Source organism: Niastella yeongjuensis (assembly GCF_900110245.1).
In the GTDB taxonomy this organism is placed as follows: Bacteria; Bacteroidota; Bacteroidia; order Chitinophagales; family Chitinophagaceae; genus Niastella; species Niastella yeongjuensis.
The window spans coordinates 341,743-360,856 of sequence record NZ_FOCZ01000003.1; the positions used below are offsets into that span (position 1 = coordinate 341,743).

17 protein-coding genes are annotated in these 19,114 nt (G+C 44.3%); 9 read left to right on the forward strand and 8 right to left on the reverse strand.

Features of this window, described 5'->3' with window-relative positions:
• Positions 1-79: 79 nt before the first annotated feature.
• On the forward strand, positions 80-2,194 hold the full coding sequence (locus BMX95_RS09870) for an endonuclease MutS2 (RefSeq protein WP_081204253.1): 2,115 nt from the start codon (positions 80-82) through the stop codon (positions 2,192-2,194).
• Positions 2,195-2,459: 265 nt separating this feature from the next.
• Here the strand turns inward: BMX95_RS09870 and BMX95_RS09875 are convergent, their stop codons facing one another.
• Positions 2,460-2,897, reverse strand: a complete 438-nt coding sequence (locus BMX95_RS09875; RefSeq protein WP_081204255.1) for a CBS domain-containing protein — start codon at positions 2,895-2,897, stop codon at positions 2,460-2,462.
• Positions 2,898-3,070: 173 nt separating this feature from the next.
• Here BMX95_RS09875 and BMX95_RS09880 point away from each other — a divergent pair, with 173 nt between their 5' ends.
• Positions 3,071-3,472 carry a hypothetical protein gene (locus tag BMX95_RS09880; RefSeq protein WP_081204257.1) on the forward strand — a complete coding sequence of 134 codons (402 nt, stop codon included), beginning with the start codon at positions 3,071-3,073 and terminating at the stop codon, positions 3,470-3,472.
• Positions 3,473-3,523: 51 nt separating this feature from the next.
• Here the strand turns inward: BMX95_RS09880 and ppsA are convergent, their stop codons facing one another.
• Positions 3,524-6,115 (reverse strand): phosphoenolpyruvate synthase, encoded by a 2,592-nt coding sequence (gene ppsA, locus BMX95_RS09885; RefSeq protein ID WP_081204259.1) that lies wholly within the window; start codon positions 6,113-6,115, stop codon positions 3,524-3,526.
• 195 nt (positions 6,116-6,310) lie between these two features.
• Here ppsA and lhgO point away from each other — a divergent pair, with 195 nt between their 5' ends.
• Entirely contained in the window at positions 6,311-7,531 is a 1,221-nt protein-coding gene (lhgO, locus tag BMX95_RS09890) for an L-2-hydroxyglutarate oxidase (RefSeq protein WP_081204596.1), read from the forward strand.
• Positions 7,532-8,036: 505 nt separating this feature from the next.
• Positions 8,037-8,588 carry a hypothetical protein gene (locus tag BMX95_RS09900; RefSeq protein WP_081204263.1) on the forward strand — a complete coding sequence of 184 codons (552 nt, stop codon included), beginning with the start codon at positions 8,037-8,039 and terminating at the stop codon, positions 8,586-8,588.
• A gap of 418 nt (positions 8,589-9,006) precedes the next feature.
• On the opposite strand, the gene BMX95_RS09905 is transcribed toward BMX95_RS09900, so the two are convergent.
• Both BMX95_RS09905 and BMX95_RS09910 read right to left on the reverse strand, forming a co-directional pair.
• Positions 9,007-9,822 (reverse strand): sialate O-acetylesterase, encoded by an 816-nt coding sequence (locus tag BMX95_RS09905; protein ID WP_081204265.1) that lies wholly within the window; start codon positions 9,820-9,822, stop codon positions 9,007-9,009.
• A gap of 98 nt (positions 9,823-9,920) precedes the next feature.
• Positions 9,921-10,718 carry an MBL fold metallo-hydrolase gene (locus BMX95_RS09910; RefSeq protein ID WP_081204267.1) on the reverse strand — a complete coding sequence of 266 codons (798 nt, stop codon included), beginning with the start codon at positions 10,716-10,718 and terminating at the stop codon, positions 9,921-9,923.
• Between the two features lie 140 nt (positions 10,719-10,858).
• Between BMX95_RS09910 and BMX95_RS09915 the strand changes: the two genes are divergently transcribed.
• Positions 10,859-11,731 (forward strand): helix-turn-helix domain-containing protein, encoded by an 873-nt coding sequence (locus BMX95_RS09915; RefSeq protein ID WP_081204269.1) that lies wholly within the window; start codon positions 10,859-10,861, stop codon positions 11,729-11,731.
• Here the strand turns inward: BMX95_RS09915 and BMX95_RS09920 are convergent.
• Entirely contained in the window at positions 11,713-12,231 is a 519-nt protein-coding gene (locus BMX95_RS09920; protein ID WP_081204271.1) for an alpha/beta fold hydrolase, read from the reverse strand. The two genes, BMX95_RS09915 and BMX95_RS09920, sit on opposite strands and share 19 nt — an antisense overlap.
• Positions 12,232-12,342: 111 nt before the next feature.
• On the opposite strand from BMX95_RS09920, the gene BMX95_RS09925 reads away from it, so the two are divergent.
• The 4 genes from BMX95_RS09925 (at position 12,343) to BMX95_RS09940 (ending at position 15,364) form a co-directional block, all read left to right on the forward strand.
• Positions 12,343-12,942: a Crp/Fnr family transcriptional regulator gene (locus tag BMX95_RS09925; protein WP_242673255.1), complete on the forward strand. Its 600-nt coding sequence runs from the start codon at positions 12,343-12,345 to the stop codon at positions 12,940-12,942.
• An 86-nt stretch (positions 12,943-13,028) separates the two neighbouring features.
• A complete protein-coding gene (locus tag BMX95_RS09930; protein WP_081204275.1) occupies positions 13,029-13,781 on the forward strand; it encodes an SDR family oxidoreductase in 753 nt (250 codons plus the stop codon).
• Between the two features lie 24 nt (positions 13,782-13,805).
• Entirely contained in the window at positions 13,806-14,555 is a 750-nt protein-coding gene (locus tag BMX95_RS09935) for an SDR family NAD(P)-dependent oxidoreductase (RefSeq protein ID WP_081204276.1), read from the forward strand.
• A gap of 17 nt (positions 14,556-14,572) precedes the next feature.
• Positions 14,573-15,364 (forward strand): aldehyde dehydrogenase family protein, encoded by a 792-nt coding sequence (locus tag BMX95_RS09940; protein ID WP_081204278.1) that lies wholly within the window; start codon positions 14,573-14,575, stop codon positions 15,362-15,364.
• Positions 15,365-15,427: 63 nt separating this feature from the next.
• Here the strand turns inward: BMX95_RS09940 and BMX95_RS09945 are convergent, their stop codons facing one another.
• Genes BMX95_RS09945 through BMX95_RS09955 form a run of 3 tightly spaced genes read right to left on the reverse strand, consistent with a single transcriptional unit; the run spans position 15,428 to position 19,114 of the window.
• Positions 15,428-16,153, reverse strand: coding sequence for an outer membrane beta-barrel protein (locus tag BMX95_RS09945; protein ID WP_081204280.1), 726 nt, complete (start codon positions 16,151-16,153; stop codon positions 15,428-15,430).
• A gap of 38 nt (positions 16,154-16,191) precedes the next feature.
• Positions 16,192-16,755 (reverse strand): hypothetical protein, encoded by a 564-nt coding sequence (locus tag BMX95_RS09950; protein WP_081204282.1) that lies wholly within the window; start codon positions 16,753-16,755, stop codon positions 16,192-16,194.
• A 37-nt stretch (positions 16,756-16,792) separates the two neighbouring features.
• The gene (locus tag BMX95_RS09955; protein ID WP_133054076.1) at positions 16,793-19,114 is read right to left on the reverse strand and encodes a TonB-dependent receptor; all 2,322 of its coding nucleotides are present in this window, start codon (positions 19,112-19,114) and stop codon (positions 16,793-16,795) included.

Here is a 19,114-nt window from a genome sequence, read left to right on the forward strand (position 1 = left end):
TGGTTCCAGATAATACCGTGTACATTACCCACAACCAAAAAACTATAGTACCTTTGCCGGTTCGAGAAGAGTTATTTATATGAAGTTTTTTCCTGAAACGGCGTTATCACAACTGGAGTTTGATAAAGTTAAGGCTCTGCTGGAAGAGCATAGTAAAACGGAGTATGCCAAAAGCAAATCGCAAGACCTGCGCATTCATACCCGCAAAGAATTTATTGAGCTGGAGTTACAACAAAGCCACGAATACAAATTATTGATAGAGCACAGCATGTATTTCCCTAATGATTACGTGCTGAACCTGGCCAAAGAATTACGATTACTGGGCATTAGCGGCGCTATGCTTACCGGTGAACAGTTTATGCAAATACGTAAGCTGGCCGAAAGCATTTCAAACATTTTCCGCTGGTTCGATGCGGACCGCCGCCTGGCATATCCAGCCCTGGTAAAAGTGATCGGTGACACCTATTACGAAAAGGTGATCATGGAACTGATAGATGATGTGCTGCTGGAGAATGGCGAGGTAAGAGACAATGCATCGGAAGACCTGGCACGCATTCGCAGCAGCCTGTACCGGCGCCGTACCGAATTGCGCCGCCTGTTCGATAAGATCGTTCAAAAGCTAAGCAAAGCTGGTTATACGGCAGATATCGATGAGGCCTTTCTGAACGGCCGCCGCGTGGTTGCCATCGTAGCAGAACAAAAGCGGCAGGTAAAAGGGATCCTGCACGGTGAAAGCGATACCCGCCGCACCTCGTATATTGAACCGGAAGAAACCATCGAGCTGAACAATGAGATCTTTGGGCTGGAGAATGATGAACGGCGCGAAGTGCACCGCATCCTGCAACAACTCACTGCCCGGCTGGCCATGTATGCTCCCCTGCTGAAAACCTGGCACCAGGTATTGGGTGAATACGATTTTATACAGGCCAAGGCAAAGCTGGCGCTTGATATGAATGGCAACTTCCCCATGCTGCAGGATAAAGCGCATGTGCAGCTGATACAGGCCTATCACCCATTACTGTACCTGTACCATCAGAAATCGAAGAAACCAACCATTCCGGTTGATGTTACACTCGATGAAAAAAGACGCATCCTGGTGATCTCAGGACCTAACGCCGGTGGTAAAACCGTTACCATGAAAACGGTAGGGCTTTCGCAACTAATGATCCAGAGTGGTTTGCTGGTACCGGCACATCCCAATTCGGTGTTTGGTATTTTCAAACAGATCATGATCCATATCGGTGATACCCAAAGCATCGAGTTCGAGTTGAGTACTTACAGCTCGCACCTGTTGCACATGAAGCATTTTATTGAAAATGCCAATGGTAAAACCCTGTTCTTTATCGATGAGCTGGGTAGTGGTAGTGATCCCAATCTGGGGGGCGCATTTGCCGAGGTGATCATGGAAGAACTGGGGCATAAACATGCCATGGGTATTGTTACCACCCACTACCTGAACCTGAAGGTAATGGCCAACAAAACACCGGGCATCATCAACGGAGCTATGGCCTTTGATGAAAAAACATTGATGCCGTTGTATAAACTGACCGTTGGTAAACCCGGTAGCTCGTACACCTTCTCTATTGCCGAACGCATCGGGCTCGATAAACGGTTGATAGAACGCGCACGCAACCTCGTCGATGAAGATCATTTCCGCCTCGATAAATTATTGAACCGCGCCGAGCAGGACCAACGGGAGATTGAAAAGAAAGAGAAGGAACTGTCGAAGCTGATCAAAGAAAATGAAAAGCTGCATAAGGAAATGCAACTGGTGATCAATAAAGAACGACACCTGCAACAGGTGGAAGTATTGAAACACCAGAACCGCATTACCGAAGACCGGATCGCTTTCCTGAAAGACATGGAACGCACCCTGAAACAGCTGGTGTTTGACTGGAAGAAAGCCGAAGCACAGGACGATAAGAAAGACCTGATAAAACAAATGCATGCCCTGTTGTTCAAACAACATCAGAAACAGGTTACGGAGAAAGTAAAGAAAAAGATCAACTCAAAATACGATGAGGTAGGTGGTGACATACAGGTAGGTGATAAAGTATTGATGAAAAAGAACCACCAGGTAGGGGAGGTAAAAGAGCTGCGCGGTAAGAAAGCAGTTGTTCAGTTAGGACTTATGCCTATTACCGTTTCGGTTGATGATCTGGTGGTTGTTACGGAGAAAGAGAATGAGGAATAGTTGAAAGTTGAAAGTTTAAAGTTGAAAGTTCATAGGTTATTATGTTATTGGGTTTGAAGTTGAAAGGTTGACCCGCCTACGCCAAGGCTTCGGCGGGCGAAGCAAGTTAACACGTTGACAAGTTAATACGTTGATAGCGTTGACAGGGAGGTTGAAATTAGTGGCGAGATTGTATTTCTCCCCCTCCACCGGAGGGGGCCGGGGGGAGGCCCACAAAAGCTCCTTTGGATTACCAAAGGAGCTTTTTAGTTAGTTGCTGCTACGCTTATAAACTGGAATGCAGGTAGTCTTTTAACTGGGTAATGGTTTCCTGTTGCGACAGGATCGTTTCTTTTACCACATCATTGATAGAAATGATACCGGTTACCTGGTTCTCGTCGAAAACGGGCAGGTAACGGATGTTTTTGTCGGACATTAACTGCATGCAATAATCAACAGAATCGTGCGCGGTAACACGCGGCAGATCGTTAGACATGATCTCCGATACAATTGTGTCGGTAGAAGATTTCCCCTTGAGAACTACCTTGCGCGAGTAATCACGTTCTGTAACAATGCCCAGGTAGTGGCCATCTTGCAAAACCATCACGGAACCGATATTCTGATCGGCCATGATATGGAGCGCTTCCAGTACTGTTGTTTCCGGTGAAACGGTAGTAATATTGCTTCCCTTACGAAGCAGAACATCGGCCACTTTTTTATTCATACGGCATTGTTTTGGTGAGCAATCATTTAAAGTAAATTACTGAAAAAGCAATAGAAAACCTAAGCCAGACGGGCATTTTATGCAAAAACCGTGAATTTCACGGGGGTTGTCCCCATTTGATCCTTGCCAAAAAATGTGTATTATAGCGCAATTTTTAATCGTATCCTTTCATCATGAAATCCTTAATATCCAAAGCATTAATTCCAACCGTATTATTCATTCAATCCTGTAGCCATTCCAAAAATGCGCAAAGCGATTATTCCCGGGTTCCGTTGGAAAACCTGCTGGATTCCATTGGCAGTTACCAGAATAAAAAAGTAGAGATCCGGGGGTATTACGTTTGTGGTGCAGAACATACTTCAGTTCAGCCTGAGATCCAGCCTGTTTCGGATTATAAATCCTACGATTGGACAGCCCGCATCTGGGTAGAAGCCAAACATTCCAAATCAATGAATGGCTGCGACACCATGAGTAATCGCACTGTTTTGATCCGGGGCACCATCGATTCTTCCCGGCACGGGTACGAAGGCGGTTACCCGGCCACTATCCGGCACGCGGTTATTGAAGTACAGTAGGCCCCCTCCAACCTCCCCACATTAGGGGGAGACTAATAAGTGTTGTAAAATTTACAGGACCTCTATATAACCATCGGTCCCATTTACCCTGATCCGCTGACCGTCTTTAATGAGTTGGGTAGCATTTTCCACCCCTACCACTGCCGGTAAGCCATATTCCCGGGCTATTACGGCGCCATGGGTCATTAGTCCGCCCACTTCGGTGACCAGCCCTTTAATGGACACAAACAAGGGTGTCCAGCTGGGGTCGGTAAAGGCTGTGACCAGGATGTCCCCTTCTTCAAGTTCGGCTTCCTCCATGTTTACGATTACCCGGGCACGGCCTTCTATAATGCCCGAAGAAACAGGTAGACCAACAAGGGCATTCGCCGGCAAATTGGTGCGTTTGTACGCACCCGTCACCATTTCTCCATCGGAAGTAATAACACGGGGTGGCGTTAGCTTTTTATAAGATTCGTAATCGTGCTTTCGTTGGGTGATGATGGCGTAGTTTAGCCGGTGCGTCTGGATCACTTCGCGCAATTCTTCAAAGGTGAGATAATAGATGTCCTCTTTTTCATGGATCACGCTGGCCTGTACCAGTTGTTCGGCCTCTTGTAATAGAGCCTGTTTGTACACGAAGTAACGGTTAACGATGCCATATTTAGGATATTCGCGATAGCCCGCAAAATTGCGGAGAAGGCTGATCATCTCCTTTGTTTCTGCGGCCTTTTCATCACCATCCGCTGATAGTTGCAGTCGTTCCAGCAACTCCTGTTCTTTCTTTAGTGCTTCCTGCTGGCCCTGTTCAAACTTTCGCTTACCAGCTCCGGGTTCCTGGGTTTTGATGTTGGTGAGGATCAGGGGAACCAGGGTGATGGGTTTTTCACTCCAGCGGGTGCGGGTAATATCAATCTCACCGGCACAGCGCATTCCGTATTTGTTGAGATAAGCTTCGATCGCATCCCGGGTTTGCCGGCCACCGTTTAAATGAACCAGCTCATCGAGGAAGTTATCGGCTTTTGTTTGTTGTAGATAGTGAATTACTTCCGGGTAGGGGCGAATTACGTCAGCCACATCCAGTAAAGCCAGTCCCATTTCAGAAGTAACGTTATTGGGTACAGATTGAGAAAGGGTATCTGCTACATTTGTTTCACCTAACCACTCCTTCATTTTTTCATTCAACCAAAAGGAAGCGTCCATTGCTGCCAGGATCACATGCAAACTTTGAGGATCGGCTGAACGTTTTACCTGCTGAATATGTTCCACTATAAAATCCAGGAGCGCGGTACCTGATTGGGTTTGAATCTCCTGTTTTAATGTTTCAAGAGCAGTTTCATTCTTACTGATGAAATCAGGAACAAGCGCTGGATCGTTTTTTATCTGGGTACGAAACCCTACTGTGGTTATCGCTTTTTCGTTTTTACCGGCAGGCGTATCATCCGGTAACAGTTTTATAAAATCACCGCGTTCCAGAACGGTAAGTAAGGCGTCTTTTAAAAGTGGGTCCTGTCCAAACGTATGTAAGATCGTTTGCCTCGTTGCAGGCGAAGCCAGTAAGCCGGTAACATCGACAAACAATCTTCCACCGGCAATAGCCATGGGTTTCGGCGTGGTCAGGTTCCAGAAAGAAAGCCCCAATGGTTTAAAGGGGTCGGTCATCATTTGGTTATGACCAACGGAGACATACACATGATTTTCTTCGTCATTCGCTACAGGAACGGGAAACAGGGTAGTGATCGGCCGGCTTTGAACTATGTAAAATTTATGATCTGCCAGGCACCATTCGATGTCTTGTGGGGAACCGAAATGGGAGGATATCTTTCTGCCCATTTGTTCCAACTGTATAATTTGTTCATCGGTCAAGGTTTGTTGGCTTTGTTGTGCAACCTCGATGGCCTGTTCTTTTGTACCACCGCCAGGCAACGCATAAATGGCGAGTTTTTTGGCAGCTATCATTTTATCGATCACCTGGCCGTTGCGCACTTTGTAATTGTCTGCGTTTACCAGTCCGGCCACCAGCGCTTCACCCAGGCCAAAGCTGGCATCGATGGATACCACTTTTCTGTTGCCATTCACCGGATCGGCCGTAAACAGAATTCCAGCTGCCTGTGGGAAGACCATCCTTTGAACCACTACAGCCAGGTGTACCTGCCGGTGGTGGAACCTGTTTTGCATGCGGTAGGTAACAGCGCGTTCGGTAAACAGCGAGGCCCAGCACTTACTGATGTGCTGCAGGACGGACTGCTTACCAATAACGTTCAAATACGTATCCTGCTGACCGGCAAAGGAGGCTGTGGGCAGGTCCTCTGCCGTGGCGCTTGACCGTACCGCCCAGGCATCCTGTTCATTTAAATAACCTGCAATCGCGGCTTCGATCTCTTGGGGGATAGGAATGCTTTCTATGGCCATGCGGATGGTTGCACTAAGTTCGCCGATGCGTTTCCTTTCTTCCGGCTTCACGAGCGTTAGTTCTTCCAACAAGCTGTTCAACGCGGGATTGGCTGCCGTTACTTTTTTATAGGCTTCCGTGGTAATACAAAAGCCATCGGGTACCAATATGCCATCGATCCCTGACAATTCACCCAGGTTAGCGCCTTTGCCGCCTGCTTCCATCAGGCTGGTGCGGTTGACCTGCTGAAAAGAAAGTACGTATGAGGTCATGGTTTTAGTGCTTTTCGTGATACAAATTAGGGCGAAGGTGCACAAATACCCTGCTGTATCCCAGGCTTTTGGGATATCTTTTTTATTGAAAACAATGGCGCTGTTTCGTTGTTATAAAAGTAAAGAAGTGGTCATTATTGCCTTTGGAAGTTGAAACTTATGGGGTATCTTGCGAACCCATAATCCATGAAATTTATGACCACTAATTTGTACGATATAGTTGTTATTGGCGGCGGTTGTGTAGGGTTATCTACGGCCTATAAGATCAATCAAAAGTACCCTGACCTGAAAATTGCGGTTTTGGAAAAAGAAAGTCAGGTGTCTGCGCATCAAACCGGTAGAAATTCCGGCGTTATCCACTCAGGTATTTACTACAAACCCGGTTCCTACAAAGCCAAAAATTGTGTTACCGGACGAAGAGAACTGGTTGCTTTTGCAAAGGAATATAACATTAAACATGATATATGCGGTAAGATCATAGTAGCTTCTAAAGAAGAGGAGCTGGCGCATATGAATAAGGTTTTTCAGAACGGAATAGCAAACGGCATAGAAGACATCCGGATGATCTCTGCAAAAGAAATAACGGAGATTGAACCTTATTGTGAGGGAATAGCCGGAATATGGGTAGGATGCACCGGGATCATCGATTATGTTGGTTTCACAAAAAAACTGGCAGAGCTGATAGAAAGCAAGTTTACCGGCAGCAAAGTATTTTTAGAGACAGAGGTAAAAGATTTTATAAAAGACGGTCCTATAACCACGGTAAAAACCAACCGCGGCGATTTTACTGCAAAAAATGTCATTGCCTGCGCGGGCCTCCAAAGCGATAGAATTGCCATCAAAGAAGGAACAGGCACAGATAGTGCGATTGTAGGTTTCCGTGGCGACTATTACGACCTAAGTGAAAAAGGAAAGAATAAAGTGCGGAATCTGATCTATCCTGTACCTAACCCGCAGTTCCCTTTTCTGGGTGTGCATTTTACCAGAATGACAAACGGCAGCGTAGAGTGCGGGCCCAATGCCGTGTTCGTATTTAAACGCGAAGGGTATAACAAAACAGATTTTAATTTAAAAGACACCGTACAGGCGTTGGGGTATAAGGGTACGAGGAGATTTTTTGCCAAACACTGGCGTTTCGGGTTAGATGAATACCGGGGTGCCTTCTCCAAAGCGTACTTTTTAAAAAGGCTGCAAAAGCTTATTCCCTCACTTCAGTCAGATGATATTGTTCCCGGCCGTGCAGGCGTACGGGCTATGGCCCTTTCAAGGGAAGGTAATATGATCGATGATTTTAAGATTGAAGCAAAAGGGAATGCGATTCATGTGCTCAACGCACCGTCTCCTGCTGCTACTGCGGCACTGGCAATTGGTGCTGCGATAGAAGAAATAGCAACGAAGCAGTTTAACCTGGGGTAATAATAACTACTTATGTAAACATGCTCTTTGCTGCATCAAGACTATAAAATCAAGTGACAAGACCCATATTTTTTCTTTTGGCAGGTCTGATTACCTGTTTCCTGATAGCGTGTGCCTCCACAAATAACATCCCGGGCAGGTATCGCTCTAAGTTCGCCGTTTACGGTTTCTTTGGTACTGTAATTAAATTGAACCCGGATTCTACATTTGGGTATCGAATGAGCGGCGATATGCAGTTCGATACCTCTAACGGAGATTATAAGGTAAAAAATGGCTATGTGATGCTTTATCACAAGCCTTTTACGCCCGACACTTTTGATGTACTTGCTACGAACAGACACCAGCATAGTCCCGGAAAATATTTACCTGGACACAAGAAATTATTTGTTTGTGATACTACCGGCCACGTCATTAGAAAACAGTCAGGCTATTCAAAGCGTCGCCAGTATATATTTTTTGGTAAACATTACTATAAAAGGCGGTATTACTTAAAACGGGTTGACTGATGAATACGGAAATATTCAAACAGATATCGATAAGGGGACGCTTTGCCTTTGGACTGACTTGTGTAGAAAAAATAATTGATCACTATCGGATAAAAGATGCATTGCTGGATTCAGTCATCGAAGGATTTTGGAGATTTACAAGCGCTGAGAAATGGGGTGAATACGAGGGGTATTTATATAACAGAGATCCTGATTGTGTTTTGTCAGACTTTCCTTCATTGAAAATACAACCTGAAAAGAAACACGAGTTTGGCTATGATGATATTTCTTATTCAGAACTGGAGTCTATCTATGAGCTCTATTTAAAATTACCACCACACATAACAGGTATTTTGACCCATTTGACAACAATAGCTAATTCCAATATTTCAGCAGGCTGCGGTGAATACAGCGAATGTACATTTGCGCCTACTTTGGAGATCTTAGCTATAATTGAAGATTTTGATACTATAGATTTTTATAAACCGGCAGACTTTCTGTTTTCAGGTTTTGATCAGCAATCCGGTTGGGGAGATGAATTTTCAAAAGCGGATATTGAAAGGAAAAAATAGCTGCTTATAGCTCATTGCTGCATCATACGATTTCCAGGCTTTTGTCTATTGATTCCCATGTCTGAATGCAGTTTACTTTATGTGATATTCGGTGGATAGTCGATGCTTATTCCACCAACATCCCGGCAATATGCCACTGTAATGCCACTGTACAGTGGCATTACAGTGGCATTCTGGTGGCATTACAGTGGCATTATTATCGGGGAAACGATATATATGTCAGCAATCTGACTAGAACCTGACAGGAGTCAGACATGGAAAATGGTAGACAGTCTAATGAGTTTGAAGGCGAATGGGGCGCCGTAGTGCGTAATAGGCGCTTTTGGGTGGGTTTGGCTTCGGATGTGGATTTTCCTTCAAAATGGCTTAGGGGTGCTCCAATCGGCTCTAATCAGCAATGAGGCTGTGCGGGTTACCGTCAGTTTTCCCTTATGGACATAGCATTTGACGTGGATTTCTGTATTTGGGTCATAGCGTCGGCATATCGCTTGCCTAGTTTTCTGGCTGATGGCGTATCAAAATGAAGCTGATCGCCTTTGTCAGTAAGGTCTTTTGCCGAAACAACAGCAGTATAAGGAACCAGATCCGGTAAGTGATTAAGAACAGGATTTATAATGTTCTGTTTGTTGAAGTAACCAATCTCTCCTGCTACGAAAGGCAGTTTAGGGTTATTGAATTCGGTTCGTAACCGTGTTATAAGGGTTTTTAATTTTTCGAGATATACAATGGCATGCGCCGAATCGTTGTCGGATTCGCCCTGATGCCATAACACTCCTTTCAATTGCCCACCCTTATGCAGGGCTATCTTTACACGGGCAATCGCGTCATCATAAGGATGCCAATTAAAATAAGTGGCTCCGGGTTCCCATACGTTTATTGGTGAGCCGCCCAGCGCACAGGGAATTAATGCGATCATGATGTGTTTATCTTTGCCAGTCATTTCTTTGGCAAAAGAAATGGCCGGACCAACACCCACTAGTTTGGGTTTATCAAAATGAACCGGGTCTGTAGCTGTTTTCCATTGATTGAGTGAGTCGAGCATAATTATCCGGGGATTCGGATGGTTATCTGCCGAGTCCAAGGGCCCTCTGCCTGCCATGTTAGATTGCCCGATCAACAGATAATAATGAACCTCATATTCTTCCGGTTGAGTTTGTGCTTTGCTGTAAAATGGAATTAAATAAAAAATAAAAAGCAGTAATGAATGTGAAAATGGCAAAAAGTATCGTTTCATACGAATTAAAGATAACGAAATTGAAGGATACTTTTTGTTCCTTCGATGATGAAAGCTTCAGGCCTATTACCTGAAGCTTTTTTTCTTGCACTCGTTAATTAGATTTCGGCGAATTTGATGATATCCCCATCTCTGGGAATAACCACTTTATCGGCAATACCCATTTCATTTACATATTCGTGAAGCTCCCGTCTGCTCAACAGGCAGTGATTGAGTGCTTCCATATGTATCGCCACTAATTTTGCTGCCGGAACAATCTGGTGGACCCGGTAAAAGTCTTCTTTACCCATTATGATGGCACCGTATTTTTCCAGTGTAGCAAAGCCGGCATTGATAAGTACCACATCAGGCGTATGTTCTTTTAAAGTAGCTTCAATGGCAGGGATCCAAATACTGTCTCCGATCATATAAACCGTTTTTTCTGCGGGATGTTTAAAAAGTAAACCAGAAGCCTGTCCGAGAAATTCGGCAAGCCAGGTCACTGAATAAGCTTCGTCAGAGCCATGTTGACATTCTGTTCCAAAGAAACTGACTCCTTCAAAAGAACCCCCGTTTGCAAAAGAACGAACCTGTTGAAAGCCTGCTGCCCTGATCACCGTTGCATCGGCTTCATTTTGTGCGAAAACCGGTTTATTCTTTGGAAGTGTTTGGATAGCTACTTGATCCCAGTGATCCGCATGCAGGTGCGTTACAATTATTGCATCTACATCATATAAAGAGGCTGGGTTTACCGGCAGTGCCTCCAACGGATTACGCAAGTGTGAATTTATTGTGCCCGGAAAGCCAGCATATGCGCCTTTATCTGCCAGCATCGGATCAATGAGAAATTTCTTGCCTGCATAGTGTAATACCACCGTCGCATTTCTAATCAACTGAACACTTGAGTTAGATGACATATTTTTTTATTTAGTACCAGACAAAGGTATACGGGCAATGCTGCCGGTCTTATACCAAAGCGTGGCTGTTTACTACCATTTTGATAACCCGTTTAAAGTAATTTACAGGAGGTATATCTTTGCTATAAAATTACCGGACGTTGAAAACGATTAAATTTCATAAAGGAGAATGTGGGGTTGAATTTCTTTTAAACGTGTTGCCAGGTGGACGGGACAAGGGAAACTATAGAGATAGTGATTTTTTTAATACCGACTTTTTTGAAATAGTTTTCTTTAAAAAGGCAAAAGGGATTTTGATAATAAATCAGCAAAAGATAGAGGTAGCTGATAATAGCCTGGTATTTATATCGGCCTATCAGGAACGGCGGTGGGAATTAGATCCGGGCCATTTAGAATTTACGACCCTGGTTTTTCAGGAAGCGTTTTTAAATGATTTTTTTGCAGATAAGCTTTTTACTTACCGGCTTCAATATTTTCATCAGCTAAAATATCCATTAAAATTGTCGGCCACGGTGGAGGAAATTGAAAAATATTGTGCATTACTCACTGAGATCAAAGCTGAACTCATTACCACCAGGCCAGATAGTGAACATGTCATCCGGTCACTGCTTTATTATTTACTGCAAGCGCTTAACAGGAAATATTCCGACCAGTATAAACTTCCATTACACAGAACAGAGAATAATATTGCTTTTCAGTTTAAAAAAGTATTGGAATCCCGCATCTGTAAAAAACAGCGCATCAATGATTATGCAGCATTGCTGGGGGTTAGCAGAATTCAATTGAATAAAGTAGTGAAGGCGCAGTTTAACATTATCGCTTCGCAAATGATGAAGCAACGGTTATTGTTTGAAGTGCAGCACCTACTCATTTATTCGGGTAAATCGATCAGTGAGATTGCGGATGAATTGGGTTTTTCTGAACCCAATCATCTTATGCGTTTTTTCAAATCACATACAACCTTTACCATATCGCAGTATCTCAACAATTTCCATCAGCAAAAAAAGATATAAAAGAAAGCGCGCCCATTGAAAGCTTCGATGGCTTTGTTCTGAGCCAGGATGGATGGAACTTTTGTATTGGCATCTCTGTTGACTGTGCGTTGGCCCAGCCTTGCGATTGCTGCTTTCCCTTCGGTTTGGCTGATGGCTGCTGTATCGTAAAACAAGTGTAATAACATTTGCTGTGGTGTAAGCTTTTCCTTGTTTTCAATTACAGGTCCATTGTCTGTGATATCACCACCCTCTGGTCCGGTTCCGGCAAGGATCAGTTTATTTACCAGGGCTGGTTCATTAATTACAATCTTTTGGGCAATAAAGGCACCCAGCGAAAAACCGAGCATATCTACTTTTTTCAATCCCAGCGCATGAATGAAAGCGATAGCATCGTTTGCCATGGCATCGATGGTTTCAGGTGCTTCCCCTTCAGAACTGCCAACCCCGCGGTTATCAAATAAGATCACGCGATGTGTTTTGGCTAGTCCATCGGTTAATTCAGGGTCCCAGTTATCCATGGTTCCGGTCAGTAGTTTTAGTTGAAAGACCGTCTGAATTCGAGTGGGGAAGTATTGGTTTTTGTTTTAAAGAATTTACTGAATGACTGCGGGGTAGTAATTTTGGATTAAATGCGTAAGCCAATGATGTCGATTGAACCCTTCATTAAGAATGTTACCAATAAAATCCAATTGTCTCAGGAAGACCTCGACAAACTCATCTCAGCATTCAAAGAGATGAAAGTTGCCAGGAAACAATTGGTTATTCAACCCGGTTTCGTTGCCAGAAACAGGATGTATGTATTGAAAGGCGCTTTCCGGTCGTATGTAATAGATGAAAAAGGAAATGATTGTACCATACAATTTGCTATCGAAGACTGGTGGATCTCGGATTACAACAGTTATATTTATCAAACACCGGCAACGCAGTTTGTAGTAGCCCTGGAAGACAGTGTTGTAATGCAGATCAACTACCAGGATGAACTGGCCCTCAAAGCCTCCAGTCACGGGTTGGAAACCCTTTTCCGAATGATGGCAGAAAAATCGGCTGCGTTCTACGCCAGACGCATTGTTTCAAACCTTACACAGAATGCCGAACAACGTTACAATGAGTTTATTGAGCAATACCCGCAGGTAGCACAACGCCTTCCTCAATATGCACTTGCATCCTATCTTAATATGACCAGGGAATTTCTTTCCAAGATCCGCCATGATAAAGTAAAGAAAAAGTGAACTAGTTCACCTGCTTTTATTAAAGTAGTTCATTTTTGCCGGCTTCCCGACAAGGTAGTTTTGTGGAGTAATTAAAACACATAACAATGTCAGGAAAATTAAAAGGAAAAGTAGCTGTTGTTACCGGTGGCAGCAGCGGTATTGGTTTAAGTATTGCGAAGCGCTTTGCCGAAGAAGGCGCCCGGGTAGCCATTACAGGCCGTAATCAGGCCACAATTGATAAAGCCATTAAAGAGATCGGTCCAAACGGCTTGGGTATACAGGGGGATGTGTCCAGGCTGGATGATCTTGTAGGTGTCTATAAAATTGTTGGTGAAGAACTGGGAAAAGTAGATGCCCTTATTGTAAACGCCGGCGTGTACATACTGGGACCACTTGCGGAATTTACCGAAGAACAATTCGATAAGGTTAGTGACATCAATTTTAAAGGTGCTTTCTTTTCCGTGCAGAAGGCGTTGCCGGTATTGAAGGATGGCGCTTCTGTTGTGCTGCTTTCTTCCACAGCTAATGGAAAGGGATTTCCGAATCATGCGGCCTATTCTGCTACCAAAGCTGCAATACGTTCCCTGGCCCGGAGTTTCTCGGTAGAATTATTAGATAGAAAGATCCGGGTGAATACACTTTCTCCTGGCCCGGTTGATACACCTGTGTTTAGTACTCTTACAAACAATGAAGGGGAAGCAAAAGCAATGATGGAGGCAATGGGCAATTTTACGCCGCTTAAACGGGTTGCTTCTTCTGAAGAAATTGCGGCAGCTGCTTTGTATCTTGTTTCTGAAGAGACTGCTTTTATGCTGGGCGCCGAATTACTCCTCGACGGTGGCCTAAGAGAACTTTAGTTCATTTTTAATTCTAATAACATCATGGCAAAATTAAAAAATAAAGTTGCCGTCGTTACAGGCGGCAGCAGTGGCATTGGCCTGGCTACTGCTAAAAAATTTGTAGAAGAAGGTGCTTATGTATTTATAACTGGACGCCGTCAATCTGAATTGGATAAAGCGGTAAAAGAAATCGGTAGAAACGTTACTGCTATTCAGGGTGATATTTCCCGGTTGGAAGATCTGGACAGGTTATATACCATTATTAAAGCTCAAAAAGGCTCCCTGGACATTATTGTAGCGAGCGCGGGTTTTGTGGAGATCATGTATACCCCACAGGTAAGTTCCGATCACTTCGATAAGACTTTCGATGTAAATGCGCGAGGCACCTTTTTTACTGTGCAAAAAGCGCTTCCTCTTTTAAATGATAAAGCCTCTATCGTGCTGGTAGGCTCTTGCGTATATCTTAAAGGCTTCCCGCAATATGTAACGTATGGGGCTACAAAGGCAGCCATCAGATATTTTACGAAAGCCTGGGCCGCTGAATTGAAAGATCGTGGTATCAGGGTAAATACCCTGAGCCCTGGCGCGGTAGATACACCAATTGTGGATGGTCAGTTCAAAACAGCTGAAGAAGCAGCCGCTGCCAAAGCGATGTTTGCTCAGTTCACCCCGCTTGGTCGTATTGGTAAACCGGAAGAACTGGCTGCTGCTGCACTGTTTCTGGCATCTGAAGATAGTAGTTATATCACCGGGGTAGATCTTGTAGCAGATGGCGGCATGACGCAATTATAGTATCCAAACACTGTTTTATGGACATGAAAAAACAATCATCAATGGTGGATTTATTTCCAGCCATTGATGAGATACCGGCGGAAATAAGAATGGAAAAGCCATTATTTCAAAAGCATATTTTAGTAAATGGTGAGTTGGTAGAATGGAATGGCCCTAACCACCTGGTTAGTTCTCCCATATATGTACGCGACCGGAACGGTCAGTATATACCTGTGATGATAGGAAGTTACCCGTTGGGTAGCGTTAAAGAGGCCGGGGAAGCCCTGCTGGCTGCCGTGAAGGCTTTTGATCATGGCCGGGGATTATGGCCATCCATGAGCATGCAGGATAGGATAGAGCGGCTGGAGGATTTTACAGCTAAGATGGTAAGCAGGCGCCAGGAAATTGTTAAGCTCATAGTATGGGAAATTGGCAAAACAATAGGTGATGCAGGAAAAGAGTTCGATCGTACCGTTGATTATATCAGGGAGACCATCAAGGCGGCGAGCCGGTTAAACAACCGCAATCTGCGAGTGGTCTCTTCCAATAATTTCATTGGCCATAATCGCAAAGTGCCATTTGGGGTGGTATTGTGTATGGGGCCATTCAATTATCCGTTAAACGAAACGTTTACAACATTGATCCCTGCATTGTTAATGGGCAACACCATTTTGTTTAAGCCGCCAAAACAAGGTACGCTCTTGTTTGCGCCATTGCTGGAGGCATTTGCTGAAGCTTTTCCTAATGGAGTTGTCAATACTGTGTATGGCCGGGGCCGTGATGTAGTGCCGGCGCTTATGCAAAGCGCCTTCGGTAGCTGCATAAGATAAGGGCCCCCTTTTTAGGCGGGCCCTCTATTCTAAATTACCAACTGCCAAAAGAAAGAATAAATACTATTTACCAAACAGGTTAAAGGCAAAACCAAGAGTAAGATTGATACTATTGATGGCCTGGTTATAGGAACTTAATCTTCTGCCGGAATTCACTACAAAATTGTCATAAGCAATATCCACTTTAGGTTTGGTAGAGAAATAGTCGCCATTTGCTTTAATAGCAACTGTTTTGGTAAGCTGGTAGTTGATACCAGCGCCCACCTGGAATCCAAACCCACCGCCGGAAGATTCTTTTTGGCTCATAGCGTTATCAGTATAGTCTTCATAAAAGACCTGAAACCCGGCGAGGTGAGTGTTTACATATCCGCCCAAAACCCTTACATCGACCGAAAATTTATTGCCTGCAGGAATACGGTAATAAGGTCCTATCAATACACTTAGCATATGATTGTTGCCTTTCAGGTAAAGGGTAGTGCTGTCTGTACCGGAATCCTCTTTATAACCATCTGAAAGACTTTGTGAACCGGTATGGCCGAATTGTGAATACCCAACCAGTGCACCTACACCCCAGTTTTTGTTGAAATAATAAGTGCCGGTTATATTGAAATGACCGCCGGTAGTGGCATAACCCGATTTCAGATCGGCATAATCGGTTTTGGAAAAATTTCCTACAGGAATAGCGGTGCCGCCGTTTATGGATAACGTGACTATTTTATTAGCGGCATTTTGTGCAAAAGTGCCAACTGTAGCCATACAGGCGATCAGTATAAGCGTTGTTTTTTTCATTGCGAATATTTTATTCAGATCAGTTTATTCAGATCAGTTTATTTAATAGTGATGTTAAAGTCAACGTCCGCATCAGATGAGCCGGGGTCGCAGCTGCCATTCTTGGCATTGGGTTGGTGGCGCAATTGTACGTTTAAAATTCCTGCACTGGCCAAACCGGTGGTGAACAGGTCCTGTAAGCCAACCTCCAGGGAAGGGGTGTTAGTATCCTTATCTGTTCTTTTTACGGTGAGGTTAGGACCAGCTGGCGTGAAGCACAATAAATGATAGTTCCTTCTGTCATAAATATCCTCCGTAACGTCTCCCGCAGGCTTTTTTGTTTCATCCAGAAATTCTACCGACACATTATATGTGCTGTTTGCCTTTAATACCAGGTCGTGGTGGTCGATGCTGTCCGGCGGGTTTGGGATGATAGTAGTATCGGTGATGCTGGCTATCTGCACATCTGTAGGGTCATCGGTGTTGGTTGCTATCAACCTTACCGTTGTTAAAAATTCATTTCCCGGAACAGGAGGCGATACGATTTTTTCATCTTTCTTACAGGCATCAAAGGCTGTCATGATCAGCAATGCCGTAGCAAAAACCCAAAAAGGCTTTTTCATTTGGTTTTAATTTTTAAGATTAGAAATTATTGACTATTTAAAACATGTATTTCATCCGCAGTACCACATTCAACCCCAGGTCATCGGCATAATACCTGAACCGGTTCAGGTAGTCGCGATAGGCTACATTGGTGAGGTTATACGCTGCCAGTTCAATATGCAAAGGGTGTTTACCACTATACCATTCAAAACCGGTATTGGCATTGAGTAATGTATAACCTTTGGGGGGCTGCACATAATCGCTGTTGGGTGGCGTTCTTTTTTGTTGCAACACCGTAACTACTTCACCGCTGATGTACCAGTGCTGCACCCTTTTCCATGACCCTATATCATATTTGAGGGAATTGACGAACCTGTCTGCCGGCATAAACAGCAGGTAATCATGTATGGTTTTATTCCAGGCCCTTACCAGGGAAACCTTTGCATCAACCGATAATTTTTTAAGCAGACTATAGCGCAGCTCAGCATCGAGCCCTTTCATATTCACATCGGCCTGGGTATAGTTGAACAGGGGATAGGTGCCACTCACCAGTGTAATGGGGGTAAGGGCAGGTTTTGCATAAATAAAATTATTGATGATGTTGTTGTACAAAACCACCTCGGCATAGAACCGGTCTGTTTCATATTTGCTCGAAATGGTAAAGTTGTACGACCGTTCCGACTGCAGGCTGGAGTCGCCTTTTTCATAGGAGGCGGCGCTTAAATGAATACCGTTTATATACAATTCATTTACACTGGGCGCCCGCCAGGCGCTGCCCACATTGGCCGAAACAGAAAAATGATTACTAAAACTGTAAGTGCTGCCAATAGTGCCCGTTATATTCCGGTAATTGGTGGTAGTGTTGTAAGTCTCGAGCGTATTGTTATTTAATTTGTATACACGCAGCCAGCGGTAATCATAACGAATACCCGCCTCCAGCAGCCAGTTGTTCTTTGAATACTTTTCAATGGCAAAAACGCCGCCGCTGTAATTCCTGAAATTGGGCACCAGGTACCGGATACCCTTAAATACATTGCCCTGCGTGGCACCACTGATACCAAACAAACCTGAAAAATGATTTTTGTTTTCCTGCTGGTAACTTAGGTCCAATGCATCTGTTTTTATCTGGAAACTGATCTGCGGACGTTTTAAAATCTCAGGATCCGTTGAGTATGGAAAATCTATATCATACTCATCCCGTTTGTTTTTCTGGTGGCTATACTGCGCTTCAATTCTGTCCCCATTTTTCAGTTTATAAAAAGCCGTCACCTTTAACAGGTCGTGCGTGATCTGTTGATACGTTCTGGCAATGTCATAGGAAAAATAAGAAGCGGTTAAGGGTTTGGTTCGTGCAAAGGCTGCATACAAATCGTTTACATTACCTACATGCGACCCTTCGAAGATGCCCACTTTATTATGAAACTCGCTGTAGTAAACCTCTGCCCCAAGGTTGTTTTGTTTGCTTTTATAATTTGTTGCCAGGGAAAAATCACCTTCCCTAAGGCCGGTGTTCTTCAGGTAATAATTAGCAGTTTTAAAATTACCCGCTTGTTTCAACGTACCCTGTACCCGCCAGTTAACACCATACGGTTTGTCGCTGAATTTTCCTTCCAGCAAGCCGGAAAGCGTTCCAACCCGCCCGTTACTTCCTGCGACTGCGTTCACATCGCCCTGTAATTTTTTTTCGGAACTCAGCGTTTTGGGTTCAACCAATACCACGCCCACAATAGCATCGGAACCATACCGTACACTGGACGCGCCTTTTATAATGGTGATCTTATTGGCAATAAAGGGATCAATTTCCGGCGCATGCTCCGAGCCCCATTGCTGACCTTCCTGTTTAACCCCATTGTTTAAAATCAACAACCGGTTACTATGAAGCCCATGAATAACGGGTTTTGAAATAGAAGGCCCTGTTTGTATAGAATTCAATCCCGGTACACCTTTCAGGCTTTCACCCAGGGTGGCGCCCCTTGTTTGAAAAAGCGCAAGCATTTTTATATCAGTATGCGCATTGGTGGCTATACCCTGTTTTCTTTGACCCACTACCTCAACCTGGGACAACGCCTTACCGGTGTGCATTAAAAAAAATGTTTGTTCCATACTGCTGTCTGCTTTTATAACAGCAGTAAGTGAATCGAACCCGGGGCCCTTAATGATAACGGTATACGTTCCCCGGCAAAGACTGTCTATGGTAAACAGTCCATCCTGGTTACTGAGGAAGGAGATGTTCCGTTCCCGTATATGCACCGAAACAGTTGAAATGTGTTCGCGGGTGTCAATGTCGACTACATGGCCTGTAACGGTAAGGGTACAGGGCTGTGCATGCGCTATGGACATAACAAGTCCCAGCAACATTGCCAGAAATGAAGCTTTCAA